This is a genomic window from Cronobacter condimenti 1330 (genome assembly GCF_001277255.1).
Taxonomy (GTDB): Bacteria; Pseudomonadota; Gammaproteobacteria; order Enterobacterales; family Enterobacteriaceae; genus Cronobacter; species Cronobacter condimenti.
The window spans coordinates 999,009-1,021,956 of record NZ_CP012264.1 but is presented as its reverse complement, the minus strand read 5'-3'; the positions used below and the strand labels follow the sequence as shown (position 1 = coordinate 1,021,956).

The following is a 22,948-nucleotide window of genomic DNA, read 5'->3' as shown; positions in this document are numbered from 1 at the left end:
GCGTTTTAGTCATAGCCTGATTAGGTGTAGAGCGACGCTTCGCCCGCCGGGCGGGTTTTGAAGCGGCGGTGGATCCAGAGGTATTGCTCCGGCGCGCGCAAAATTTCGCGCTCAATCACCTTGTTCATATAACAGGCCGCCGCCGCCTCGTCCTCACGCGGATACCCCTGCAATTCCGGCTGAATAATCAGCTTATAGCCGCTGGCATCGGGGTTGCGGATCATCACGATGGTCAGCATAGCCGCATTGCTCAGGCGCGACAGCACATAGGTACCGCGCGTGGTCGCTGCATTGTTAACCGCAAACAGCGGCGCGAACGTACTACCGCGCGGGCCGTAGTCCTGATCCGGTGCAAACCAGACCGCTTCGCCCTGCTTGAGCGCATTGACCATGCCTTTGAGATCTTTACGGTCGATCATCGCTTTGTTAGAACGCATGCGACCTTTGGTCTGCGCCCATTCCATCGCTTTGTTGTTATGCGGGCGGTACATCGCCATCATCGGCTTGCACAGGCCCATCACGCGCCCGCCGAGCTCCAGCGACATAAAATGTACGCCTATCACGATAACGCCGCGCTGCTGCGCGCTCGCTTGATGGAGATGTTGCAGCCCTTCGACGTTAAACCATTTTTTGATACGCGCATCTGACCAGAACCAGGCCATGCCGGTTTCCAGCAGCGCCATACCAAGCGACAGGAAGTTTTCCTGAATCAGCTGCTCTTTTTGCGCCTCGCTGAAATTCGGAAAGCAAAGCTCCAGGTTGCGACGCAGGATTTTTTCACGACGCTTGAGAAAGCGGCGCGAGTTACGGCCAAGGAACGCGCCTAAGCGCATTAACAGCGGATGCGGCATCTGTACCAGCAGCCACAACAGGCCAAGGCCAAGCCAGGTAAAAAAGTAGCGCGGATGCAGCAACGCCTGAGAAAAAGGAGTGGCTTTGTTCATAAAGCACCATTATGCAGGCAGATGTATCGCATAAAGAAACCGTTCCGTAAGCGGTACAAACCAGACAGAAAATCATTAAGCAGGGTCAATTCCTTCCTGCTTCGCAATAAAAATGTTGGAGTAAAAGTAGCGGGAGCGCCGTGACGGTGCCCGGTTTGAATTAATTTGATGTCAGAATATGAATAAAAAGTGGTCTTTTCATGAATTCTGAAACATTTTGGCGTAATAATACGTAATGTCATGCACTGACTGCAGCAAAACGCCACAGTTAAAAATATTAACCAGCTAATGATAACGACCTTAATTAACAGAAACAGGCTCCGGCTTGTCGCGTGTCCCGCTTCCGGAATCTCTCATCACGTTGTAATTGAAACGATTTTTTCACGATTTACGAATGTTCTTAACGTGTTTTCAACCACAGTGATGACGCTAAGCGTCAGAGTGAGCCTTTTGCGCGCGGAAAGATAGCGTAATTTTGTAAAGAATGCGATGGAATTATGGAGGACGCGTAAAAATAAACATTTTAAGAGGAATACCCTCGCCATTTACTTTTTAAGCGAAATAATGCTCTTCGCCGGTTATTATTTTCCGGCGAGCTATTCTGTTGATTAAAAATAATGTCTTAAACCATAAATCGCCCAGTAAACCGCCGACGCGCCCAGGTAAATCCAGCAGCCCCACCAGGCGATCGGCTCACGATCGCTTTTCGCTCTTGGCAAAAAAGCAAACAGATAACAGGCTGATGCAATTAACGAAACAAAATAAAAAAACTTCATGCCGTCTCTCCCGAAATTATCCGCATAACCGTTTTTAAGCGTCATTATTTACAGGATAGACAGCCCTGGCGAATCATGCGCCGTTTTCGTCCGGTGAACCGGTGTGTCGCGCCCTCGATTCTTTGGCACGCTAAGCCTTGACCACCGTCACGCCCTGCGCTGTAAACGGCGTGAGCAGGCTGTCGGCGGTGTCATCCTCCACCACCAGCGTATGGATAAGCGAGACGTCGCCGATGCGAAAGGCGGAGGCGGCGTTGATTTTTTCCCGAGAGGCCATGACGACAGTCTCCGCAGCCCGCGAGGCCAGCGCGCGCTTCACGCATGCCTCTTCATAATCGCCGGTGCTGAGCCCTGCTTCTGCGTGGATGCCGGTGACGCCCATAAAAAAGAGATCCGCCCGCAGATGGCTCATCGCCTCGATAGCCGCTGCCCCCACTGACACGATGGAGTGTTTAAACAGCCGACCGCCGATCAGGATCACCTCAATACGTGGGTGCTCCACCAGCAGCAGCGCGATGCCCGGGCTGTGGGTGATAACGGTGATCGCGAGATCCGCCGGCAGGCATTTCACCAGTTCGCTGGTGGTCGTGCCGCCATCGAGCATCACAATCTGTCCCGGCGCAATCAGTGCCGCGGCGCGACGCGCCACTGCCCGTTTGGAGTCCAGCGAAAGCTGGCTGCGCCCGGCGAAATCCACGACGGCCGCCGAGGCCGGCAGCGCCCCGCCATGCACGCGTTGCAGACGCCCCTCGGCAGAGAGCTCGCGCAGATCGCGCCGTATCGTATCTTCCGAGACGTTGAACCATTCGCTGAGCGCGCGGGACTGCACCTGCCCCTCTGCCGCCAGTTTTTCCAGGATGAGCTTTTTACGTTGTGACGTCAGCATGCGGGTTTCCTGTTGCACGATACTTCTTGACCATGCACGAATATGCACGTTATGTTGCCGATTCTACCTGTGGAGACGCCATCATGCCATCTGTTCGTGAAAAAGTACGCATTCTTGAGACGCAAACCCTGTCAGACGACTGGTATGTACTGAAAAAATATACCTTTGATTATCAACGGCGTGACGGCGAATGGCAGCGCCAGAGACGCGAAGCCTATGACCGCGGCAACGGCGCGACCATTCTGCTTTACAGCCGCGCCGAACGCAGCGTTATTCTCACGCGCCAGTTCCGCCTGCCGGTCTTTTTAAACGGTTATGACGACCTGCTGACCGAAACGGCGGCGGGCCTGCTCGATGACGCTGAGCCCGAAGTGCGCATCCGGGCCGAAGCCGAAGAAGAGACCGGTTACGTGGTTGAGAATGTCGAGAAAGTGTTTGAGGCCTATATGAGCCCCGGCTCGGTCACAGAAAAGCTTTATTTCTTTATCGGCGAATATGACCCGGCGCAACAGCACGGCGCAGGCGGTGGCGTCGCGCAAGAAGGCGAAGATATCGACGTCGTGAAAATGCCCATCGAAGAGGCGCTGCGCGCGGTTCGTGACGGCGAGATTGTCGATGCCAAAACGATCATGCTGCTGCAATACGCGGCGCTGAATGCACTTATGTAAGGGGAAGAATATGCGCAAGCTAATCCTGGTGGCAGGCCCGTGGCGCAGCGGCACGAACGGCGATGAAAGGTTAATGCGACAAAACCTGGCGCGTCTTGAGCAGGCGGCGCTTTCGCTCTTTGCACGCGGTCACGTGCCGGTAATTGGCGAATGGCTCGCCTTGCCACTCGCCCAGGCGGCGGGCAGTGAAAAGCCGGGCGATGCGATAAGCGAGCAGTTCCTCTACCCGGTCGCGCACCGCCTGGTGACGAAATGCGATGCAGTATTACGCCTGGCAGGGCTCTCGACTGGCGCGGATCGTGACGTTGAGATTGCCCGTGAACACGGGCTGAAGGTGTATTTTTCGCTGGAGGATGTGCCGCAAGTCTAATGCACGAAGTTGCACGTTTAGTGCCGCAACCGGGCAGGTTCGTGTTGCGGCACGCGTTTCAGATAATCCTGTCGCCCCACTCCACGGCCTCAAGGAACAGCTGCGTCACCTGTTGTTCACTCATATTGAGCTGTTTCATACCCTGCGTGACGCCCTGCCACTGGTTCTGCTCATAGCCTTCATACAGATTCAGGAGCGCGCCGAGGGTACCGCTACGGTTCAGGAGCGCCTCGCGCACGATAGCCGGTACGGTGATTTGCTCAAGCAACACGGCCATCGGCACGCTAAGAATAATATCCAGGCGTGAGAAAAGCCCCGCGATAAAGGCGTCGTTTTCGTCAATGTCTGCGCCCGTTTGCACGACCGCCATTTCACAGAAGCGCCCGCAGGCGAGGCTGTAGTTAAAAAGCTCCGTCACCGCAGGCTCGCTGCTGTGGGTAACCGCCAGTATGGCGATAAACCGACGCAATTCGCTTAACCCCAGGAAATAGAGGATATTGCGGAACGGAAGCACATCCGCATTGGCGTGGTGGTTGATTTTATATTTAATATTATTGACATAGCGCATCAGCTTATAGGTTATCGCCACATCGCGGCTGATGAGCTCTTCTATTTTGCGCATATCCGGGTTTGCCGAGACCACTTCATTGAGCAATTGCAGAATAAACATCTGCTGCTCTGGCAGTTTACGGGTCTTGATCATTTCCGGCTCGCCATAAAAATAGCCCTGGAAACGCTGGAATCCCATCTCTTTGTAGAGGATAAACTGCTCACGGGTTTCAACTTTTTCGGCCAGTAATTTCCGCTGGCTGATATTATTGTCGCGAATATAGTGTGAAATTTGGTCCGGGGTTAATGCCTGAATATCGAATTTAATGATGGTGACATACGGTAAAAAATTCGCCCATGCCTCGCTCAAACGAAAGTTATCGAGGGCGAAACGAAACCCTTTGTAGTACATCTCGCGCACCATTTGTAAAAGCTCAGGCTCCGGCGCGGCATTCTGATGAATTTCAATCACGACTTTTTCCGCAGGCAGCGTTTGCGCCAGACCGTTGACGATCATCTCATGCGGAAAATTGATATACGAAGTATGGTGCCCTACCAGACGCTGTAGCGGCGTGACAAGGAATTGTTCCGCAAGCAGATGATTAGTGGCATATTCTTCCGTCACCAGCGGAAACGTATTGGTTAATCCATTGCGATAAAGCAGCTCATACGCGACGGTATTTAGCGCAGCGTCAAAGATTGGCTGCCTGGCGATAAAGGAATACATATTCACCTCCAGTCTGGTATTTACGTAGCATCCATGGCGAAAACGCAGTTTACGCTGAAGCTCGCGGCCCGCAGACATTTTTAACGCGGATTTTATGAAAAATTATGATGATGGTTAAGTTTTATCTTATAGGGTGATTCTGATCGGTGCAGTCCGCCGCGCGCATCGTCGTTTTTTTAGACGATTCGCCAAAATAATCGATTACTTTTGCTACGATATTTTTTAGCAGGATTAAACTTTCCCTTTGCGTTTACAAAACCACTCGCCTGAACAACGGCTAACGTTCCGGGCGAGGCAGGCCACCTCGCACCCGCCGCATGGCGATATGTATCGCTTAAAGTTCCATCCGGAAGTAAAGCGCCCAGAGCATATAAATACCGCCTGCAATAAAACAGAACTGATATCCCCGGACAAGTGTTAACTGATGGCGAAGATAAAAACGCAGCGGCTGACGATGCAGGTTGGCAGCGTTATGTTTTTCATGAAATGCCGTCATCTTCTCAGCGCCTTTCATGGAAAGTGCAGCAAAGAAATTCACCATAAAAAGGCAAACCACCGCCATATAAGTTTTTATAAACATCAGTCCGGCTGCGCGATATTCGCCGCTAAGCGAATAACCGGCTTTTTTCAGTTCGATCGCGGCGATACTGAGCGCCAGATGCACACCCAGCAGAATAAGAAAGTGCTTACCGACCGTTTTAAACGGTTTTCTTAGCGTCACATATCGGAAATAGGTCAGCAGTAGCGCCGACGATATTAACCACATCAGAATATTCCCTGCCATTACGGTGTCCCTGTTATTGCAAAGGCGCCTACCATCCCACAACCCACGGCCTGTGTCACGGCGCAGGCGTGGAAAAGTAAACGCAAAATGGCCACCGCCGCAGCAAAACCGCTACGCCAGCGCTCGCTGACCAGCATGCCGCAAACTCCCCAGACCATCTACGGCCCTGCCGCAGCAGGCGCCAGCGTTGTGCCGAGCAACGTTACTCGCAATCACTTCACCGTTGAGGAAATGCACCCGATGATGCCCGCCATCTCTCTTCCTTATTCATTTGCCGCCTGTAAGCGCGTTGACTCGTGGGGATTCATGCCTGGCAGAGAAATAGCAGATTACCATTTTAAACGCACCGGCAATGCCAGCGGCATGCAAAAGCGGCAGTATAAAATACAGGTGTTGTTCTGTTGTTATTACCCTTCGTTGATCATCAATAAAACCCGGGCATTATACCCACAGCGCAATAATGGTTTATTATCATTGATTATCACCTTGCTCATCATTTCTTTAATTATTACTTTTCTGTCTCTATTATCGCTACTCGCATTTACTTACCGGTTATTTTTAAAACTTTACAAAGCTGATAAACCTTTAAAGTTTAATTTTCCTTATAGGATTTTCCTGAGGAATAAATATCACTGAAGAGTGCTACTTATTAATTTCGCCGTAACGAGTCCACGGAGAATGCCTTAAGGGCAGTCGATATTCGGCTCGTTGAATCCCTCATGGAGATAGCATTTTGACCACTTTAAAACCTCTTCTGGCCAAAAACCGTAGCTGGGCGCAGCAGCGTCTTCAACGGGACCCGGATTACTTTGGCAAACTCCTCGACCAACAGCAGCCGCACTCACTGTGGATAGGCTGCTCTGACAGTCGCGTCCCGGCAGAGGTGTTGACCGGCTCGCACCCCGGCGAACTGTTTGTGCATCGCAACATCGCCAATATGGTCGATCCGGATGACGATAATTTTATGAGCGTGCTGCAATACGCCCTGCACTACCTGAAGGTGAAACGCATCGTCGTCTGCGGCCACTACGGCTGCGGGGGCGTGCAGGCGGCGCTGACGCTGCCGCACATATCGCTTGCGCATGAATCTTCATCGCTTGCGCGCCGCATTAGCCACCTGCGCGAGGCGCTGTCGCCGCATATCGCCGGGCGCGACGCCTCGCCGCCGGATACGCACACCCTCAACCAACTGGTAGAGGCGAACGTTATCGCGCAGTTTAACCGTCTGGTGCAGACCCGTACGGTGCGCAATATCTGGCGCAGCGGCCAGGAGCTGAACGTCTACGGCTGCGTGTATTGTCTCGCGACCGGGCATCTTGAAATGCTCACCGGGCAAACCGGGGAGGAAGCAGCATGAATATGAATACGCTACGCCAGGATAGCCTGGCGGGGGTGGTCGTCTTTCTGGTGGCCCTGCCGCTTTGTCTTGGCATTGCCCAGGCAAGCGGCTTGCCGCCGTTCGTCGGCCTGCTGACCGGGATCATCGGCGGGCTGGTCGTCACGGCGCTCAGCCCGTCGCGCTTCGCGGTGAGCGGCCCGGCGGCGGGCCTGGTGACCATTGTGGTGGCGTCCATAGAAACTCTGGGCTCGTTTTCTGCGTTTCTGCTGGCGCTGCTGCTGGCAGGCGTGCTGCAAATCGCGCTTGGGCTTATCCGCGCCGGGCGATTTATCTCGCTGGTGCCCGGCAGCGTCATCAAAGGCATGCTGGCGGCGATCGGCCTTCTGCTGATTATGCAGCAGATCCCAGTGGCGCTCGGCGCGGCGGATGAAAACAATCTGCTTGCGGTATTTAGCAGCGACTTTACCTTCTCGCCCGCCTCTGTTGCCGTAGCCGCCGCCGGGCTGGTACTGATGGGGCTCTGGGGCTCGTCAGTTATCCGGCGCGTAAAAAGCCTCGCCTGGATCCCAGGCCCGCTGATAGCAGTCCTGGTGGGCTGCGTGACAACGCTCGTCTTAAACCAGCGTTCGCCTGCACTCCTCGACCGCCTGCCGCGCATTACGCTACCAGAGTTCGCAAGCGTAGGTGCGCTCGTGTCCGGGCTGGAAACGCCCGCCTGGCAGGCGTTCACCAATCCCTCAGTCTACGTGGTGGCGGTAACGCTCGCGCTGGTGGCAAGCCTTGAGACGCTCTTAAGCCAGGAAGCGCTTAAAAAATTGCGCCCGCAGAACCCACCGCCTTCGCCCAACCGCGAGATGCTGGCGCAGGGCGCGGGGAATTTGCTCTCAGGTCTGGTGGGCGCAATGCCCATTACGGCGGTGATCGTGCGCAGTTCTGTCAACGTCAGTACCGGTGCGCAAACCAAACTGTCGATTTTCATTCACGGCGCGCTGCTGCTCATTTGCGTGTTGTGGTTTCGCGACGTCTTAATGACCATTCCGCTTGCGAGCCTCGCGGCGGTTCTGCTCTACACCGGTTATAAGCTTGCGACGCCGCGCCTCTTCGTGGAACAGTTCCGCGCAGGCGCGCAACAGTACGTGCCGTTTCTCGCGACCATCATCGGCATCATCGCCTTTGGGATGCTCGCGGGCATCGGGATTGGTCTTGCCGCCCAGATAGCGCTGAGCCTCTGGCACAGCCATCGCAACGCGATGCAGCTGGCGCGCTATGACGATCACTATGTGCTGCGCATTCATCAGAACCTGACGTTTATGCACAACCCGCGTTTACAGGCGCTACTGGATAAAATTCCGGAGAAAAGCGTGGTGATTGTCGAGCATGACAACGCTGACTATTTCGACCCGGATGTGAAAGCGGTACTGAGCGATTTCGCACAGAACGCGCCAAAGCGGGGTATCCGCCTCACGCAGTGGCCCGTGACCTGATCCCGCCGGGGGCCTTACACCAGGCCCCCTTACAAGCCGCTTCGACAAAACGCCCTGAATTCAGCTACGTTTGTAAGACCCCTTTGGAATAAGCGGGTGCCGCGCCGTTGTGGTATCCGGCCGCTATTGACTTACGATAAGGATGCATCATGAATTCGAAAGATATCTCCAGGGCGTTTTTTATCCTGATCCTGTTTATCGTTTCGATCCTGTTTTTCAATCTCATTAAACCCTATCTCTCCGCCGTACTGTGGGCGGTTATCCTCGCCGTCATCTTCTACCCTATCAAACGGCGGCTCTGCCACATGATGAACGGGCGCGCCAATATCGCCTCGTTGTTGACGGTGGTGCTTATCTGCCTGCTGGTCTTCGCGCCGCTGGCGGTGATCGCCTCCTCGCTGGTGCGGGAGTTCAACGTCGTGTACAGCGATTTGCAGGCCAATAACACAACCGTGTCTGTCCTGCTGGCGGATGTGGTGCGCGTATTGCCGGACTGGGCACAGCAAATGCTTGCAGAAAATCAGCTCGACAGCGCCACCGCCATTCAGGAGAAAATCTCCGGCGTCGCGCTAAAAGGCAGCCAGTACGTGGCGGGCAGCCTTTTTCTTATCAGCCGGAACACCTTCAGCGTGGTGATAGGCTTTGGCATCATGCTGTATCTGCTTTTTTTCCTGCTCAAAGACGGCCCTCGGCTGGTATCGGTGGTGCTGAACGCGCTGCCGCTGTCGGACAAAGTGAAACAGCGGCTGTTCCGCCGCTTCGCTGCCGTGGCGCGCGCTACGGTAAAAGGCACGGTGGTCGTTGCAGTCGTGCAGGGGGCGCTCGGCGGCGTGGCGTTTTACTTCGCGGGTATTGGAGCAAGCATTCTGTGGGGCGCGCTGATGGCGTTTCTCTCGCTGATACCGGCGGTGGGCACCGCGCTTATCTGGGTGCCTGCGGTTATCTATCTCTTTACCACAGGCGCGATTATCAAAGCCGTACTGCTGACGGCATTTTTTGTCGTGGTGGTGGGACTTGCCGATAACATTCTGCGCCCGCTGCTGGTGGGCAAAGATATCCGCATGCCTGACTGGCTGATTCTGCTTGCCACACTGGGCGGGCTTGAAGTGTACGGCATTAACGGCTTCGTGGTCGGCCCGCTTATCGCGGCACTGTTCGTGACCTGCTGGAATACCTTTTCCGCCGGCCCCGGACGCTCCTCCGTCGCGGTTGAGAAAAAAGACGATCTGCCTTCCTGACCAGGCGTTCACACCATCACCAAAAGAGAAAGGGCCGCGCCGCGCGGCCCTTTTTTACGGGGACGGTGAGTCGCGCTGCCAGTACACTGGCGTGCCGAACACCTCGATAAAATAATCAATCGCCGCACGCACATTCAGCGGCGGATGCCGTGCGTTCGGGTAAATGGCCGCGATATGCTGCGCCTCCGTGTTGATTGCCGCTTCATAGCCCGGCAATACCTTCACCAGCTTGCCTTGCGCCATCCACTCCCCCATCAGCCAGTCCGGGAATAGCACCAGCCCCATGCCGTCAAGCGCGGCCGTCAGCAGCGAGCTGGCGTTATTGGAAGAGAGCCGCGCGCTCACCGGGTAGTGAACCCACGGCTCGCCGGGTTTGCGCGCAAGCCAGCGGTTTGGCCCTGACGAGCCGCTGTAGATCAAACACTGATGCTGGCGAAAATCCTCAGGCGTCGCGGGCGCGCCGTAACGCGCCAGATAGCCCGGCGCGGCGGCGAAATAATAGCGCTGCTCGCAAAAGACGCGCGCATGAAAGCTGGAATCCGTGAGCGTGCCGATACGCACGATAAGATCGGTGGCGTCGCGGTGCGGGTCGACATAATCGTCGGTCTGGGTCAGCTCAAGCTGTAAGCGCGGGTAGCGCTCCGCAAGCCCGGTGAGCCACGGCGCGATATGCCGCTGGCCAAAAAAGACCGGCGCGTTTATGCGCAATAGTCCGGACGGCTCAAGCGCCCTGTCCTGTAGCTCCCGGCGCGCCTCGCTGAACTGCTCGGCGATGCCGCGGGCATATTCAGCGAACAGTCGCCCGGCTTCGGTTGGGATCACCGCCCGCGTGTTGCGGTAGAACAGCTGCTGGCCGAGCGCCGCTTCAAGCTGGCGAATCACCCGCGAGACACTGGATGCCGACACGCCCTCCCGGCGCGCCACGGCAGAAAAGCTCTGCCCGTCAAACACGCTGATGAAAAGCTGCAACGCGCGGATATTCACCGACCCGGAATCCATCATTTGTGCGAATCCTGCAAAAGTGTTTCATGCATCGTATCGTTTTTCAGCGCACTGCGCTGCACTACACTTCGCCGCCTTCGCGTTTTATTAAGGATAACCATGCAGCTTTTACTGATAGCGCTCGTGATTGCGGGCGGAATGGGGCTTTCCGTCGAGGCGGGCCTGCTGGGGCCGCTCGGCGGCGAAGTGGGCGATTTCTGGGCGGCGTTTAGCATTTTCGGCGTCGGCGCGGCGCTCACCTTTTTGCTGATGCTGTTTTACAGCCCGCGCAACAGCCCGTCGTTTTTCGCCCAGCCCGGCTGGCAGCTGACCGGCGGCCTGCTTGGCGCGGGTTATGTCGTTATCTTAACCGTCGCGACGCCGGTTATTGGCATCGCCATGACCATGATAGGGATTCTGGCAGGACAGGTGTTTAAGAGCCTGATTATCGACCACTTCGGCCTGTTTGGCGTTGAGCGTCGACCGATAGACACGCTGCGCCTGCTGGCGCTGGGGTTCATTCTCGCCGCGCTGGCACTCGTCGCGCAGGGCTAAGGAGACGTGATGACAATAATAATGATCCTTCTCGCCATCGTGGGCGGTGCGCTGCTCAGCATTCAGGCCGCGATTAACGGTCAGCTTGGCGGCAAAGTGGGCGTGTTTCGCTGTGCGTTTTTAACGTTCTCAGTGGGCGCGCTGGTCTGTGCGCTGCTGATTTTCTTCTTTGAGCCAGCGCACGCCACCTCGCTGCTGGATGTGCCGAAATGGCAGCTCACCGGCGCGCTTTGCGGCGTGCCTTATATCGTGATTATGGTGCTCGCCGTGCAGCGTATCGGCACGGCAGTCGCGACCGTCGCGGTGATTTTCGGACAGCTTGCGATGAGTATGCTGATTGATAATTTCGGCTGGCTCGGTAATGCGACTATTGCGTTCTCGTTAAGCCGTCTTGGGGCGGTGGGGTGCCTTGCCGTCGCGCTGGCGCTGATTTATCTCGGCAACCGCCGCGCCGTTACGCCTCACGCAGACGATTAAAAAGCGTAATCAGGGTGCTGACGGCGGCGTCCGGCGGCACCAGATCTTTTTTCACAATCAGATGCAGCGGCGTGGCGCGCCTTGCCCCGTGGCCAAGCGCGAGCGGGCGTAATATCCCTTGCGCAAGCGGACCGACAATGCGCGCCTCCGGCAGCCAGCCATACCCCACCTGATGCATCACCGCCTCGATGGCCGCATCGACCGTCGAAAAAACCCACTGCTCCGGCGCGCCGCCGGGGCTTTGCGCCTCTCCGCCTGCAAGGCGAATACGCGCGAAACGCCCGAGCGCCTCTTCGCCAATCGGCCCGGGCATCTGCGCAAGCGGGTGGTCGCGGTGCGCCACCGCCACAAAATTCACGTTCATTAGCCATTCGCCGCGCCCTACGCTGTCCTCACGGCGCGATAACACCAGCAGATCCGCGCTGGAGTGCACGGCGGTGACGTCGCTCTGGCTCTCCAGCACTTCGGTCAGTTGTACCTGCGTCGACGGATGCTGGCGCTGAAAGTCCCGCAAAATGGCAAACAGCGCCTCGCGCGGGAAAATGTTATCCACCACCAGCTCAAGGCGCGTGCGGGTGCCGTCGCGAAGCGTCGCGGCATGAGCCTCAACCCAGGTAAACGCGCTTAAAAGCGGGCGCACCTGCGCCAGTAACAGCTCACCTGCGGGCGTCAGCACCGCGCGACGGCCCTGCGTTTCCAGAAGCGCCACGCCAAGCCGCTCCTGCAAGAGCGCCAGGTTATAACTTACCGAGGACTGGCTGCGGTGCGTCACGTGTGCCGCGCGGGCAAAACTGCCCTCCTCTACCACTTTGTCCAGCAAAGCCCACTGTTCCAGCGTCGTTTTATGCATAAATCATCGGATTTTTGAATCAATTTTATGCAAAATTAGCGTTATTCATTAAAAAAATAAAGGATTAAGATGCCTTCAACAACACAAAGGAGGCCAATGATGAAAAGCTTCGATAAACATGATTTGAGCGGTTTTGTGGGTAAACATCTGGTGTATACCTATGACAATGGCTGGAACTATGAAATCTATGTGAAAAACGAAAACACCATCGACTACCGTATCCACAGCGGGATCGTGGGCAACCGTTGGGTGAAAGATCAGCGCGTGTATATCGTTCGCGTCGGCGAAAGTATTTATAAAGTGTCCTGGACTGAGCCGACCGGTACTGACGTGAGTCTGATAGCCAACCTCGGCGATCGATTATTCCACGGCACCATTTTCTTCCCGCGCTGGGTGATGAACGATCCGCAGAAAACCGTCTGCTTCCAGAATGAGCACATCGAACAGATGGAAGCGTACCGTGAAGCCGGCCCGGCTTACCCGACCGAGGTGATTGACGAGTTCGCCACTATCACCTTCGTGCGCGACTGCGGCCCGAACGACGATACCGTGATTGCCTGCGCCGCCAGCGAACTGCCGGCAAACTTCCCTGAAAATTTGCGTTAATGCGTTGCTTTTTCCTGCATGGCTCGCCTTATGGCGGGCCTTTTTTTGCCTTTCTTCCGTCACTTACGCCAGACTGTGACCGCGCTCTCATGGTCTACGCTTAATGGATTACCGTTTCGTCGACGGTTGGCGGCGGTTACGCCAGTGTTGACTCAAAGAAAGGATTATCCCGCCTGTGAAAAATAAGACCTACCGCTCTCCCGCGCGGCAGCAAGGCTACGCGGGTCTTGGCGACTACGCCGCGATTGGCGAAGGCCGCTCAGTGGCGCTCATCGCCCCCGACGGCGCCATCGACTGGTGGTGCGTGCCGAACCTCGATTCGCCGCCGCTCTTTGACCGTATTCTCGACGCGCCCGAAGGCGGCTATTTCGCGCTGACGCCGGAAGAAGAATGGGAGATGTCGCGCAGCTATCGTGAAAACAGCAACGTGCTGGAGACGCGCTATAAAACTGCCTCCGGCGAAGTGCTGATTACCGAATCGATTAACAGCACCTTTGCCGGACGCCTGCCGTGGAGCGAAATGGCAAGGCGTGTCGAGGGCATTAAAGGACACGTGCGCCTGAAGGTGCAGTTTAAGCCCGGCACGCGCGCCCGCACCTGTTCGCCGTGGCTGGATCACGTCCAGGAGAAAACAATTTTCCATCTTGATGACCTGATGATTGCCCTGCGGCTCTCTGAGGATGTGGAGACCACGCGCTGTGACGACGAAGGAGTGGAAGGCTCGTTAACCACCGCGCCCGGCTCGCACTCGCTGGTGGCCCTGGTCGCGACGGAAAAAGAGCCGCTGGCCATGCCGCCGCTTGAAAAAATCGATCAGCGTATTGAAACCAGCCATCTCGCCTGGCGTGACTGGGCAGAAAACCTCTGCTGGAATGGCCCGTTTGAGCATCATGTGAAACGTTCGGCGCTGGCGCTGAAATTCCTCTGGTACGCACCGACCGGCGCGCTCGCGGCATCGGCCACAACCTCACTGCCGGAAGGGCTCGGCAAAGAAAAAAATTATGACTATCGCTACGCCTGGGTACGCGACGCCTGCCTGATTATCAAATCGTTCGTCTACATGGGGGCGATTGAAGATTGTAAGGCAGCGTTTTCGTGGCTTACGTCGACGATCATCCGCCACGACGGCAGACTGCGGGCCTGTTATACGCTTGAAAGCGGGCGGGTGCCGGAGGAGCGTTATCCGCAGCTTGAGGGGTATCAGGGCACCCAGCCGGTGCGGGTCGGCAACAATGCCCGCGATCAGTTTCAGCCCAGCATGTATGGCGATTTGCTGGCGACCGCGCGGCTGTTCGTTGAAGTGGGGCATGTGCTTGATCTCGCCACGTCGCGCCTGCTCGGACATCTCGCCAACCGCTGCGCCGATGGCTGGCGTCAGCCTGACTCAGGCATCTGGGAGTTGCCTGAGGAGCGTCACTACACGCATTCGAAAATGGCCTGCTGGCTGGCGCTCGATCAGGCAGTAGCGCTCGCCGAAATAGGACATATCGAGCCTACATGGAAAGGCCGCTGGGCGCGCGAGCGCGACCGGATAAGCGAATGGATTGAGGCGAATTGCTGGAGTGAAAGCCGCCAGGCCTACACCTTTTTTGCGGGCAGCGATGCGCTCGATGCGGCTATCAGCCTCACCCACTATTACGGCAGTAAGGTAAATCGCAAGCGGATGCTCTCAACGCTTGAGGCTATCTATCAGGAGCTTGGCCATAACAGCCCGATGCTTTATCGCTACTCGGGTGTAGAGGTGGAAGAGAGCACGTTCGTGGCGTGCGCTTTCTGGCGCGTCGAGGCGCTGGCGGAGCTTAAAAAGCGCGATCAGGCGCAAAAAGATATGAAAGAAATCCTGGATACCCTGTGCCAGAGCGGCAATGTGCAAATTTTCAACGAGATGTACGACACTCGCACCGGCGGCTGGCGCGGCAATATGCCGCTCGGGCTAAGCCATCTTTCGCTGATTTGCGCCGCCAACGCGCTGTCCGAGGAGAACCCCGGGCACAGGATTTGAAAAAGCAGGCGGCTTGTCGCCTGCTGGCGCGCTCTGGTTTTATGGGGCGGTAAACTCCGCCGCATATTTCCGTAATGCCCACGATGTCGTCCTGAGCGTTATTCTGACTTCGTAGCGCTCGCCGCGCTTGTAAGCGATATTCGGCAGGCAGGTTTTCCAGGCAGGGAGCATTTTATGGGTTTCAGTAAACAGGCCATTACCATCTGAAAACGCGTAATAAGTGATGACGTCATGCTTTGCCGCGTCAGGGAGCGAGATACAAATATGGTTGCCCTGTATCGTCACGCTGGCCGCCTCAGAAAATACTGGCCGATCGGCGCCTGACCACACGCAGCCCGCCAAAAGGCTACTCAGCGAAACTGTCAATAACGGTTTCATATAAGCTCAGCAATCCGCGACGATGCACGCCTGCTGTTCCATCGCGTATGTCTTCAGAGGACGGTTTCTCTCAGGCGTATAAAAATAGCTTACCGCCCAGGAGAACAGGCCCCGTAATTTGACCTGATAGCCATGCTGATATTGCCAGACATGCATCATTTCATGCATGAATAAGTGCTGTAAACGCAGCGGGCTGCTGGCGAAATTGTCACTGTACTCTGTGGGTAAAAACCAGATATCGCCATCAGGGGATACTGCGGTATGCGCGCTCTGAAATCCGAACGGAAACCAGGGCGCGTTGTGAATATAAGTTTTTTGATAATCCAGCGGGTTTTTATAAAGCAGTTTCGCTACTCTGATTTTGCCAGAGGTTAAATGGCGGGCGCTCTCCATTTCCATATACTGCCTCCATAATGACGTATTGCTATGATTTTGTGGTCAAAATCATAGCATCCACCCGCCACCGACACGGGCTGAACCCTGTCCATATATACACATACCGGGCATACAAACGCCCAGGTAAAGATTATTACGCGGTTCAGCGCTCAAAATAAAACGGGGCTGCACGCTGGCAGCCCCTGAGGATATTTATCGCGAATCAGTTATTTACCGGAATGACCGCGCCTTTATATTTGGTGCGGATCCAGTCCTGAATCTGTTTAGAGTGCAGCACGTTCACCAGTGCGACGATATCTTTTTTCTTCTCGTCGCCTTTATGGACGGTGATGATGTTGGCGTACGGGTTGTTTTCACCGCTTTCTACCGCGATCGGATCTTTCACCGGGTCCAGACCGGCGTCGATGGCGTAGTTGGCGTTAATCACCACCGCGTCGCCTTCGTCGTTGTTATACATCTGCGGCAGCAGAGAGCCTTCAACGTTCGGCAGGAACTTCAGCTTTTTCGGGTTCTCAACGATATCGCTGATGCGCGCGTCCACTTTGCTCACGCCCGGTTTCAGCTTGATAACGCCTTCGCGCTCGAAGATAGAGAGGATACGGCCTTCTTCCGCCACGGCGTCACGCATGATGACTTTGCCGCCTTCCGGCAGATCTTTCAGAGATTTGTATTTTTTTGAGTAGATGCCGATAGGCTCAATATGAATAGCGCCCGCGCTGACGAAATCATACGTTTTGTCGTCGGCGTGGTCTTTCAGCACACTGTTCAGATACGGAATGTGCTGGAAGTAGTTCGCGTCGATATCTCGGCTCGCCAGGGCCGTGTTAGGCAGGATGTAATCCTGGAACGGGCGGATTTCCAGGTCGATGCCCTGCTTTGCCAGAATCGGCTTCGCCTGTTCCAGAATTTCCGCGTGCGGCACGTTGGATGCGCCCACGGTCAGGGTGTCGGCCCAGGCGGAAACGCTCAGGGTGGCGGCAGCAATCAGCGTCAGTACTCTTTTCATGATGTGTGTTCTCTGTTGTTGTTAGCGTTTATCTAAATAAGAGGTTAAGGCGTCACCGATGAACTGAATGATGAAGACAATCACCAGTATAGCGACCGTCGCCACCAGCGTGACGTCATTGTGGTTACGCTGGAATCCTTCCAGATAAGCAAGATTTCCCAGACCGCCTGCACCGATAACCCCCGCCATCGCGCTGTAGCTCACCAGCGCAATGAGCGTCACGGTGATGCCCGACACCAGCGCGGGTGATGACTCCGGTATCAGGACGCGGAAAATAAGCGTGCTCATGCGCGCGCCCATCGAGCGGGTGGCTTCAATCACGCCTTTGTCCACTTCACGCAGGCCGATTTCCACCAGACGCGCGTAGAACGGCGCAGCCCCGACAATCAGCGCGGGCAGTGCAGCGTTCGCGCCGAGGATGGTGCCGATAATCGTTTTGGTAAACGGAATCAGCAGGACTATCAAAATGATGAACGGGATGGAACGGAACACGTTCACCACAATGGAGATGACGCTGTAGACCAGGCGGTTTTCAAACATGCCGCCGCGCGCCGTTAAGAAGAGTGCCAGTCCCAGCACGATACCGAGCACAAAGGTCGCGACGCCGGAAAGTGCGGTCATATAAAGCGTCTCCTGGGTGGCAGCCAGGAGCTGGTCGAGCTTCAGATGGGGAAATAATGACTCAAGCATGTTTGATAACCTCGCAGTGGATCTCATGCAGGCGTAAATCGGCGAGGATATTCTCAAGCTGTTCCGGCGTCGCCACCACGTGCAGCCAGAGCTGACCAAAGACGCCGTGAGCCATCTGGGTCATTTTGCCGTGCAGAATATTAAATGGCAGGCCGTAACGCAGCGTCAGCTCGCCGACAACCGGCTTATGCGTGCTGTGCCCGACGAACGTTAATTTGATAACCGCGCCGGTGAGCTCGCCCGCAAGCGCCGGGTCGAACGCCTCATCGCCCTCTTCCTGGCTAATCTGGCGCACAAACTGGCGGGTGATCGGCTGTTGCGGATGGGTGAAGACCTGCAATACATCGCCCTCTTCCACCACGCGGCCATTCTCCATGACCGCCACGCGGTCGCAGATTTTACGCACCACGTGCATCTCGTGCGTGATGAGCACAATTGTCAGCCCAAAACGGCGGTTGATATCCTGCAACAGATCGAGAATTTGATCGGTGGTTTGCGGGTCGAGCGCTGAGGTCGCTTCGTCGCACAGCAACACGTCGGGGCGATTGGCGAGCGCGCGGGCGATGCCGACGCGCTGTTTCTGCCCGCCGGAAAGGCGTGACGGATAGGCATTTTCGCGGCCCTTCAGGCCGACCAGGTCGATAAGCTCCGCCACGCGGGTTTTAATTTCCGCTTTGGGCACGCCCGCGATTTGCATCGAAAAGGCGATGTTTTCACTGACGGTACGCGACCACAGCAAATTAAAGTGCTGGAACACCATGCTGATTTTAAGGCGTGCCTGGCGCAGCGATTCGCCGCGGGCGGCGGAGATGTCTTTACCCGCCACCGTCACGCTGCCGGAGGTCGGTTTTTCGAGGCCGTTTAACAGCCGGATCAGGGTACTTTTCCCCGCGCCGCTGTACCCGATAATGCCGTAGATTTGTCCCCGCTCGACTTCCAGGTTGACGTCATCCACAGCCGTAATGGTGTCCTTACCCTGATGAAACAGCTTTGAGATGTTCCTTAAAACTATCATAAGGTTTTACTTTCCTTCAGCGGCGCGCAGGCGCACGAAACAGGGTGCGCGAGGCGCAGACTTTCTGACTTTAGGTCTTATCCTGGAGGAATATACCGAAAGGCCTGAATGTGAACATGAATAAAAGAGAATGTTATATAACAGATGATTCTAAATCGCACTAGTCTGCGCCCGGTGCTGAAAATAAAGGCTCAGGCGCGGCTGGCGGCCGCCGAAATCCTGGGCTGCTGTCTTAGAAGGGCAGATAAAGGCGTGAGAAAAAAAGAGCGCAGAGCGCAGGCATGGCTGCCTGTGTCATTGCGCCTTTCATAAAAAAACGCAGGCCACTGCGCCTGCGTTTTTCTTCGGGTTACGAGCGGTTTATCAGGTACCGATCATGCCGCCGTCGGCCTTCACGATAACCACTGTCGAGGAGCGCGGTCGGCCCGCTTTGTCGCCGTCAGGCCAGGTAGAAACGGCCGTCGGGTTTTGCGGATCGCTAAGCCCCTCGCCCGGCTCGCCGGGGTGCTGGATGTTAATAAACAGCGTCCGGTTGTCCGGCGTAAAGGCAATACCCGTGATTTCACAGCCGCGCGGGCCGGTCAGGAAACGGCGGAACTCGTTGGTGCCGGGGATCGTCGCCACCATCTGGTTGTTGCCCATCCCTTCATAATCTTTGCGGTTGATGGTCGAGGATGACACATCGGTCTGGATCCAGAGCACGCCGCGGTGATCGAAGCTCAGGCCATCGGCGCTGCCGAATTCCGCGCCCTTCATGCTGCCCTTGGCTTCCGGTTTATCGGTATCGGTGCGACCGCCCATCACCAGAATATCCCAGGCGAACTGCTGCGCGGTCGGGTCGCCGTTCTGCTCCAGCCAGTGCATGATATGGCCGTAAACGTTTTTCGCACGCGGGTTCGCCGCATCCACCGGCGCTTTGCCTTCCTTGCCGCGATCGCTGTTATTGGTAAGCGTGCAGTAGACGCTGCCGGTCTGGTACGGATCGACCGCAATCCACTCCGGGCGGTCCATTTTGGTGGCGCCGACCGCATCAGCCGCAAGGCGAGTCTTGACCAGCAGGTCGCCCTGGTTTTCAAAACCTTTGCTGGCATCCAGCCCGTTCTGGCCGAACACCAGCGGCAGCCACTCGCCTTTACCGTCGTCGTGGAATTTCGCCACGTAGAGCGTGCCTTTCTCCAGCAGCCCCATATTGGCGGTGCGATCCTGCGGGTTATATTTGCCTTCCGAGACAAATTTATAGATGTATTCGAATTTCTGATCGTCGCCCATATAGACCACGACGCGGTTATCCGGCGCGAGGGTGACCGCCGCCCCTTCGTGTTTAATACGCCCAAGCGCGGTGTGCTTACGCGGCACAGATTTCGGATCGTACGGGTCGATTTCCACCACCCAGCCGAAGCGGTTCGGTTCATTCGGCGTGGCATCGACGCTAAAGCGTTTATCCACTTCGTTCCAGCGGTAGGAGTCGTCGCTGTCGCTGATGCCGTAGCGCTTCTCAAGCGGATTCATCTCCGCTTTTTTAACGAAAATATCAGACCAGTTCTCTTCACATGTCAGATAGGTGCCCCACGGCGTAAAGCCGTTCGCGCAGTTCTGCATGGTGCCGAGAATGGTTTCGCCCTGCGGGTCGGCGGCAGTCTGCATCAGGGGATTGTGCAGCGCGGGGCCGGTGATTTTCATCGGCGTGTTAACGGTAATGCGGCGTGCGAAGGTTGACGGACGCACCACTTCCCAGCCCTGCTGGCCTTTTTTCACTTCAATGACCGACACGCCCATCGCGTTCTGGCCCTTGAGCGCTTTGTCAGCGTTCCAGTTGGCTTCACCATCTTTGAACAGCAGGCCGTTATCGATGTATTCGTGGTTCATGGCGAGCAGGCCGTGGTCAGCGCTGTGGCCGCCTTTTGGCAGGCTAAACCACGCCATACCGTCATGATGCATCCCGGCCTGTGCCGCCTGCTCTTCGGTGGTGTTGCTGCCGTCGGTTTTAAACGCGGGCAGATGACCGGCAATCCCCGTCGTATCGCCCCATTTGTAGAACGGTTTTGCGATGTAGCCTTCCGGCACAATGACGGTATCTTCCGTGGAGACAGGCAGACTGGTGAAGCCCAGCGCGGATGCCTTGCCGAGGTTGCCGCTCGCCTGCGACACCGCTTTGGCCAGCGCGCTTTCCGGCTTCAGCAGAAACGGGAACGCCGCCGCGGCGCCTGCGACTGCCCCCGCCTGTAACAGGCGACGGCGCGACAAAAAGACCTCAGCGACCTGCGAAAACGCGCGGTTATCGCTGGGGTTGCTGATCTCTTCACTATGCTCACGTTTGAATAAAGTTTTTAACGGTCTGCCCATCGCGGTTTCCTTTCGGGATGTCATTTTGTGGTGGGAAATAGTCGTAATGAACGTGAGGCTACGGAAAATTTGTTACAGAAATATAACAATAAGCGGCGAAAAAAAGGGAAGCCAGGCGGCTTCCCTTCGTGGCGTCCCGGCGTTACGAGCGCGCTTTATTCATCTCGGCCCGGTACGCCTTACGCTCGCGGGCGCGGCGCTGGCCTTCCGGGCTGTTATCCAGCCAGTCGTGCAGATAATGCTCAATCTGCTCAAGACTGCGATTGCGGGTTTCTGGCACGCATTTCACCACAAACGTCGCCCCCACAATCCCGACCGCCGCGAAGATAAAGAAGGTGCCGGAAAGCCCGACCCACGCGAGCAAAATCGGGAAGAAGAGCGAGATCAGAAAGTTCGCTATCCACATCGCAAAAACCGCACCGCCCATAAAGATGCCGCGCAGGCGGGTCGGGAAAATCTCTGAGAGCAGCAGCCACGTTACCGGCGAGAGCGCGCCTTGCTGGAAGCACAGGAACATCAGCATCCCCAGCAGCACCATATAACCGCGCAGCGCATCCGGCTGGCCGTTAACGGTTTCCGGCAGCAGATAACTGATAGCGCCGATAAACACCAGGCAGGCGGTACAGCCGAACTGGCCTATCATGGTCATCGTGCGGCGGCCAATTTTACCGAGCAGCCAGATACCGACAAAGGTCATCAGCACCGAGACCACGCCGTTGGCGACGGTCGCCACCAGCGCGCCGTTATCCGACATCCCGACCGCGGTCAGCACCGTGGGCGCGTAATACATAATGGTGTTCACGCCCGTCATCTGCTGGATAACCGCGATGCCGATACCAATCATGAACAGTTTGAACAGCCACGGGGTGAGCAGTTCGCGCAGGCGCGGTTTGCCCTGCGCACGCTGCGCCTCCAGCGTCTCTTCAATTTCCATCATTTCCCAGTCCACATCCTCCGGGCGACGGGTGCGATCCAGCACGCGGCGCGCTTCGGCGAGACGGCCTTTCATGGCGTACCAGCGCGGCGTATCAGGCATAAACATCATGCCAAACCACAGCAGTACAGCGGGCAGCGTCGCAACCGCCAGCATCCAGCGCCAGGTGGATTCGCCGCCCCACAGCTCATGGAACGTGGCGTTGGAGATATACGCCAGCAACTGGCCGGAGACGATCATCAGCTCCTGCAACGTCACCAGCTGGCCACGCTTGTTAGCGGGCGCTATCTCTGCGATGTAGACCGGCACCGTTGCTGCCGCGCCGCCCACTGCCACGCCGAGCACCAGACGAAAGAAAATCATCCACGACACGTCCGGCGCCATCGCCGTGCCAACGGCACCGATAGCAAAAATGACCGCCAGATAAATGATGATTTTCTTTCGTCCCGCAGCGTTCGCCATATGGCCCGCCAGCAGCGCGCCAAAGGCTGCGCCAAACAGCAGCGAGCTGGTAACAAGCCCGGTGGTAAGCGGCGTGAGGTGTAGTTCGCTGCCCATAAACAGCAGCGCGCCGGAGATAACGCCCGTGTCGTAACCAAAAAGCAGACCGCCGAGCGTGGCGATAAGCGCAATCACTTTGACAAACGGCGACGTCGGCGCGTCGCTGTTAGGCCCTGATGCTCTGTTAAGGGTGAGATATTGTTCTTTAGTCATAAAAGACTCCAGTAACCTGCCGTTCAGGGGAAAAACGAGGCGGCCTTGCCGGGCGCCGTTCTCGGTTGATGATATATTCACCACCTTCAATTTAGATCGAATGTTTCATTTATATAAACAATGGAATTTTAATTTTGAGTTGTCGGTCATGTTTTGTTATTAATTTGTGATAATCAGCACGCACCCGCCCCCGCAGACACAGAAAAACCTGCGATCTCGCTGGCAGAAAATCCAAT

Annotated in this window: 24 protein-coding genes; 10 read left to right on the top strand and 14 right to left on the bottom strand. The window is 56.3% G+C overall.

Translation table 11 applies throughout. The features are described from left to right. Positions 1-20 precede the first annotated feature (20 nt). The 3 genes from lpxP to AFK62_RS04685 all read right to left on the bottom strand — a co-directional run bounded on the left by lpxP (position 21) and on the right by AFK62_RS04685 (position 2,606). Complete coding sequence (gene lpxP / locus AFK62_RS04695; protein WP_007680082.1) at positions 21-944, bottom strand: kdo(2)-lipid IV(A) palmitoleoyltransferase; 924 nt, start codon at positions 942-944, stop codon at positions 21-23. A gap of 608 nt (positions 945-1,552) precedes the next feature. After that, on the bottom strand, positions 1,553-1,720 hold the full coding sequence (locus AFK62_RS22560) for a hypothetical protein (RefSeq protein WP_162830461.1): 168 nt from the start codon (positions 1,718-1,720) through the stop codon (positions 1,553-1,555). A gap of 130 nt (positions 1,721-1,850) precedes the next feature. Then, a complete protein-coding gene (locus AFK62_RS04685; protein WP_007680086.1) occupies positions 1,851-2,606 on the bottom strand; it encodes a DeoR/GlpR family DNA-binding transcription regulator in 756 nt (251 codons plus the stop codon). Positions 2,607-2,689: 83 nt separating this feature from the next. Between AFK62_RS04685 and AFK62_RS04680 the strand changes: the two genes are divergently transcribed. Continuing rightward, complete coding sequence (locus tag AFK62_RS04680) at positions 2,690-3,274, top strand: NUDIX domain-containing protein (protein WP_007680089.1); 585 nt, start codon at positions 2,690-2,692, stop codon at positions 3,272-3,274. Positions 3,275-3,284: 10 nt separating this feature from the next. After that, complete coding sequence (locus AFK62_RS04675; protein WP_007680092.1) at positions 3,285-3,644, top strand: hypothetical protein; 360 nt, start codon at positions 3,285-3,287, stop codon at positions 3,642-3,644. 58 nt (positions 3,645-3,702) lie between these two features. Here the strand turns inward: AFK62_RS04675 and AFK62_RS04670 are convergent, their stop codons facing one another. Continuing rightward, positions 3,703-4,920: an EAL and HDOD domain-containing protein gene (locus tag AFK62_RS04670; protein ID WP_007680094.1), complete on the bottom strand. Its 1,218-nt coding sequence runs from the start codon at positions 4,918-4,920 to the stop codon at positions 3,703-3,705. Positions 4,921-5,254: 334 nt separating this feature from the next. After that, positions 5,255-5,704: a hypothetical protein gene (locus AFK62_RS04665; protein ID WP_007680097.1), complete on the bottom strand. Its 450-nt coding sequence runs from the start codon at positions 5,702-5,704 to the stop codon at positions 5,255-5,257. 87 nt (positions 5,705-5,791) lie between these two features. Here AFK62_RS04665 and AFK62_RS04660 point away from each other — a divergent pair, with 87 nt between their 5' ends. The 4 genes from AFK62_RS04660 to AFK62_RS04645 all read left to right on the top strand — a co-directional run bounded on the left by AFK62_RS04660 (position 5,792) and on the right by AFK62_RS04645 (position 9,765). After that, positions 5,792-6,340, top strand: a complete 549-nt coding sequence (locus AFK62_RS04660) for a hypothetical protein (protein ID WP_007680099.1) — start codon at positions 5,792-5,794, stop codon at positions 6,338-6,340. A 97-nt stretch (positions 6,341-6,437) separates the two neighbouring features. Next, positions 6,438-7,061 (top strand): carbonic anhydrase, encoded by a 624-nt coding sequence (locus AFK62_RS04655; protein ID WP_007680100.1) that lies wholly within the window; start codon positions 6,438-6,440, stop codon positions 7,059-7,061. A gap of 2 nt (positions 7,062-7,063) precedes the next feature. Continuing rightward, entirely contained in the window at positions 7,064-8,527 is a 1,464-nt protein-coding gene (locus AFK62_RS04650) for a SulP family inorganic anion transporter (protein ID WP_085960990.1), read from the top strand. 149 nt (positions 8,528-8,676) lie between these two features. Beyond that, a complete protein-coding gene (locus AFK62_RS04645) occupies positions 8,677-9,765 on the top strand; it encodes an AI-2E family transporter (protein WP_007680111.1) in 1,089 nt (362 codons plus the stop codon). A 54-nt stretch (positions 9,766-9,819) separates the two neighbouring features. On the opposite strand, the gene AFK62_RS04640 is transcribed toward AFK62_RS04645, so the two are convergent. After that, positions 9,820-10,767 (bottom strand): LysR family transcriptional regulator, encoded by a 948-nt coding sequence (locus AFK62_RS04640; RefSeq protein WP_007680114.1) that lies wholly within the window; start codon positions 10,765-10,767, stop codon positions 9,820-9,822. A 99-nt stretch (positions 10,768-10,866) separates the two neighbouring features. Between AFK62_RS04640 and AFK62_RS04635 the strand changes: the two genes are divergently transcribed. Further along, positions 10,867-11,301, top strand: coding sequence for a DMT family transporter (locus AFK62_RS04635; RefSeq protein ID WP_007680116.1), 435 nt, complete (start codon positions 10,867-10,869; stop codon positions 11,299-11,301). A 9-nt stretch (positions 11,302-11,310) separates the two neighbouring features. After that, the gene (locus tag AFK62_RS04630; protein ID WP_007680118.1) at positions 11,311-11,778 is read left to right on the top strand and encodes a DMT family transporter; all 468 of its coding nucleotides are present in this window, start codon (positions 11,311-11,313) and stop codon (positions 11,776-11,778) included. On the opposite strand, the gene AFK62_RS04625 is transcribed toward AFK62_RS04630, so the two are convergent. Then, positions 11,756-12,628 carry a LysR family transcriptional regulator gene (locus tag AFK62_RS04625; protein ID WP_007680121.1) on the bottom strand — a complete coding sequence of 291 codons (873 nt, stop codon included), beginning with the start codon at positions 12,626-12,628 and terminating at the stop codon, positions 11,756-11,758. The genes AFK62_RS04630 and AFK62_RS04625 overlap by 23 nt on opposite strands. Before the next feature lie 99 nt (positions 12,629-12,727). On the opposite strand from AFK62_RS04625, the gene AFK62_RS04620 reads away from it, so the two are divergent. Both AFK62_RS04620 and AFK62_RS04615 read left to right on the top strand, forming a co-directional pair. After that, on the top strand, positions 12,728-13,234 hold the full coding sequence (locus AFK62_RS04620) for a phenolic acid decarboxylase (protein WP_032984872.1): 507 nt from the start codon (positions 12,728-12,730) through the stop codon (positions 13,232-13,234). A gap of 175 nt (positions 13,235-13,409) precedes the next feature. Next, the gene (locus AFK62_RS04615; protein ID WP_007680128.1) at positions 13,410-15,236 is read left to right on the top strand and encodes a glycoside hydrolase family 15 protein; all 1,827 of its coding nucleotides are present in this window, start codon (positions 13,410-13,412) and stop codon (positions 15,234-15,236) included. A 39-nt stretch (positions 15,237-15,275) separates the two neighbouring features. On the opposite strand, the gene AFK62_RS04610 is transcribed toward AFK62_RS04615, so the two are convergent. The 7 genes from AFK62_RS04610 to AFK62_RS04580 form a co-directional block, all read right to left on the bottom strand. Continuing rightward, positions 15,276-15,614, bottom strand: coding sequence for a putative T6SS immunity periplasmic lipoprotein (locus tag AFK62_RS04610; RefSeq protein WP_235509467.1), 339 nt, complete (start codon positions 15,612-15,614; stop codon positions 15,276-15,278). A gap of 6 nt (positions 15,615-15,620) precedes the next feature. Then, a complete protein-coding gene (locus tag AFK62_RS04605; RefSeq protein ID WP_007680133.1) occupies positions 15,621-16,013 on the bottom strand; it encodes a hypothetical protein in 393 nt (130 codons plus the stop codon). Between the two features lie 199 nt (positions 16,014-16,212). After that, entirely contained in the window at positions 16,213-17,016 is an 804-nt protein-coding gene (locus AFK62_RS04600; protein ID WP_007680135.1) for a MetQ/NlpA family ABC transporter substrate-binding protein, read from the bottom strand. Positions 17,017-17,037: 21 nt separating this feature from the next. Further along, positions 17,038-17,706 carry a methionine ABC transporter permease gene (locus AFK62_RS04595; RefSeq protein WP_007680138.1) on the bottom strand — a complete coding sequence of 223 codons (669 nt, stop codon included), beginning with the start codon at positions 17,704-17,706 and terminating at the stop codon, positions 17,038-17,040. Continuing rightward, the gene (locus AFK62_RS04590) at positions 17,699-18,721 is read right to left on the bottom strand and encodes a methionine ABC transporter ATP-binding protein (protein WP_007680141.1); all 1,023 of its coding nucleotides are present in this window, start codon (positions 18,719-18,721) and stop codon (positions 17,699-17,701) included. Before AFK62_RS04590 ends, AFK62_RS04595 begins: the two co-directional genes overlap by 8 nt. Before the next feature lie 363 nt (positions 18,722-19,084). Continuing rightward, the gene (locus AFK62_RS04585; protein WP_053531737.1) at positions 19,085-21,064 is read right to left on the bottom strand and encodes a PhoX family protein; all 1,980 of its coding nucleotides are present in this window, start codon (positions 21,062-21,064) and stop codon (positions 19,085-19,087) included. A gap of 142 nt (positions 21,065-21,206) precedes the next feature. Beyond that, positions 21,207-22,712, bottom strand: a complete 1,506-nt coding sequence (locus tag AFK62_RS04580; protein WP_007680145.1) for a sugar porter family MFS transporter — start codon at positions 22,710-22,712, stop codon at positions 21,207-21,209. Positions 22,713-22,948 lie beyond the last annotated feature (236 nt).

Coding starts and splice junctions, on each gene's coding strand:
- AFK62_RS22560 (WP_162830461.1), bottom strand. CDS start 1,720: ATGAAGTTTTTTTATTTTGTTTCGTTAATTGCATCAGCCTGTTATCTG.
- AFK62_RS04635 (WP_007680116.1), top strand. CDS start 10,867: ATGCAGCTTTTACTGATAGCGCTCGTGATTGCGGGCGGAATGGGGCTT.
- AFK62_RS04600 (WP_007680135.1), bottom strand. CDS start 17,016: ATGAAAAGAGTACTGACGCTGATTGCTGCCGCCACCCTGAGCGTTTCC.
- AFK62_RS04630 (WP_007680118.1), top strand. CDS start 11,311: ATGACAATAATAATGATCCTTCTCGCCATCGTGGGCGGTGCGCTGCTC.
- AFK62_RS04650 (WP_085960990.1), top strand. CDS start 7,064: ATGAATACGCTACGCCAGGATAGCCTGGCGGGGGTGGTCGTCTTTCTG.
- AFK62_RS04620 (WP_032984872.1), top strand. CDS start 12,728: ATGAAAAGCTTCGATAAACATGATTTGAGCGGTTTTGTGGGTAAACAT.
- AFK62_RS04590 (WP_007680141.1), bottom strand. CDS start 18,721: ATGATAGTTTTAAGGAACATCTCAAAGCTGTTTCATCAGGGTAAGGAC.
- AFK62_RS04645 (WP_007680111.1), top strand. CDS start 8,677: ATGAATTCGAAAGATATCTCCAGGGCGTTTTTTATCCTGATCCTGTTT.
- AFK62_RS04605 (WP_007680133.1), bottom strand. CDS start 16,013: ATGGAAATGGAGAGCGCCCGCCATTTAACCTCTGGCAAAATCAGAGTA.
- AFK62_RS04660 (WP_007680099.1), top strand. CDS start 5,792: ATGGCCACCGCCGCAGCAAAACCGCTACGCCAGCGCTCGCTGACCAGC.
- AFK62_RS04595 (WP_007680138.1), bottom strand. CDS start 17,706: ATGCTTGAGTCATTATTTCCCCATCTGAAGCTCGACCAGCTCCTGGCT.
- AFK62_RS04675 (WP_007680092.1), top strand. CDS start 3,285: ATGCGCAAGCTAATCCTGGTGGCAGGCCCGTGGCGCAGCGGCACGAAC.
- AFK62_RS04585 (WP_053531737.1), bottom strand. CDS start 21,064: ATGGGCAGACCGTTAAAAACTTTATTCAAACGTGAGCATAGTGAAGAG.
- AFK62_RS04670 (WP_007680094.1), bottom strand. CDS start 4,920: ATGTATTCCTTTATCGCCAGGCAGCCAATCTTTGACGCTGCGCTAAAT.
- AFK62_RS04625 (WP_007680121.1), bottom strand. CDS start 12,628: ATGCATAAAACGACGCTGGAACAGTGGGCTTTGCTGGACAAAGTGGTA.
- lpxP (WP_007680082.1), bottom strand. CDS start 944: ATGAACAAAGCCACTCCTTTTTCTCAGGCGTTGCTGCATCCGCGCTAC.
- AFK62_RS04685 (WP_007680086.1), bottom strand. CDS start 2,606: ATGCTGACGTCACAACGTAAAAAGCTCATCCTGGAAAAACTGGCGGCA.
- AFK62_RS04665 (WP_007680097.1), bottom strand. CDS start 5,704: ATGGCAGGGAATATTCTGATGTGGTTAATATCGTCGGCGCTACTGCTG.
- AFK62_RS04640 (WP_007680114.1), bottom strand. CDS start 10,767: ATGATGGATTCCGGGTCGGTGAATATCCGCGCGTTGCAGCTTTTCATC.
- AFK62_RS04610 (WP_235509467.1), bottom strand. CDS start 15,614: ATGAAACCGTTATTGACAGTTTCGCTGAGTAGCCTTTTGGCGGGCTGC.
- AFK62_RS04680 (WP_007680089.1), top strand. CDS start 2,690: ATGCCATCTGTTCGTGAAAAAGTACGCATTCTTGAGACGCAAACCCTG.
- AFK62_RS04580 (WP_007680145.1), bottom strand. CDS start 22,712: ATGACTAAAGAACAATATCTCACCCTTAACAGAGCATCAGGGCCTAAC.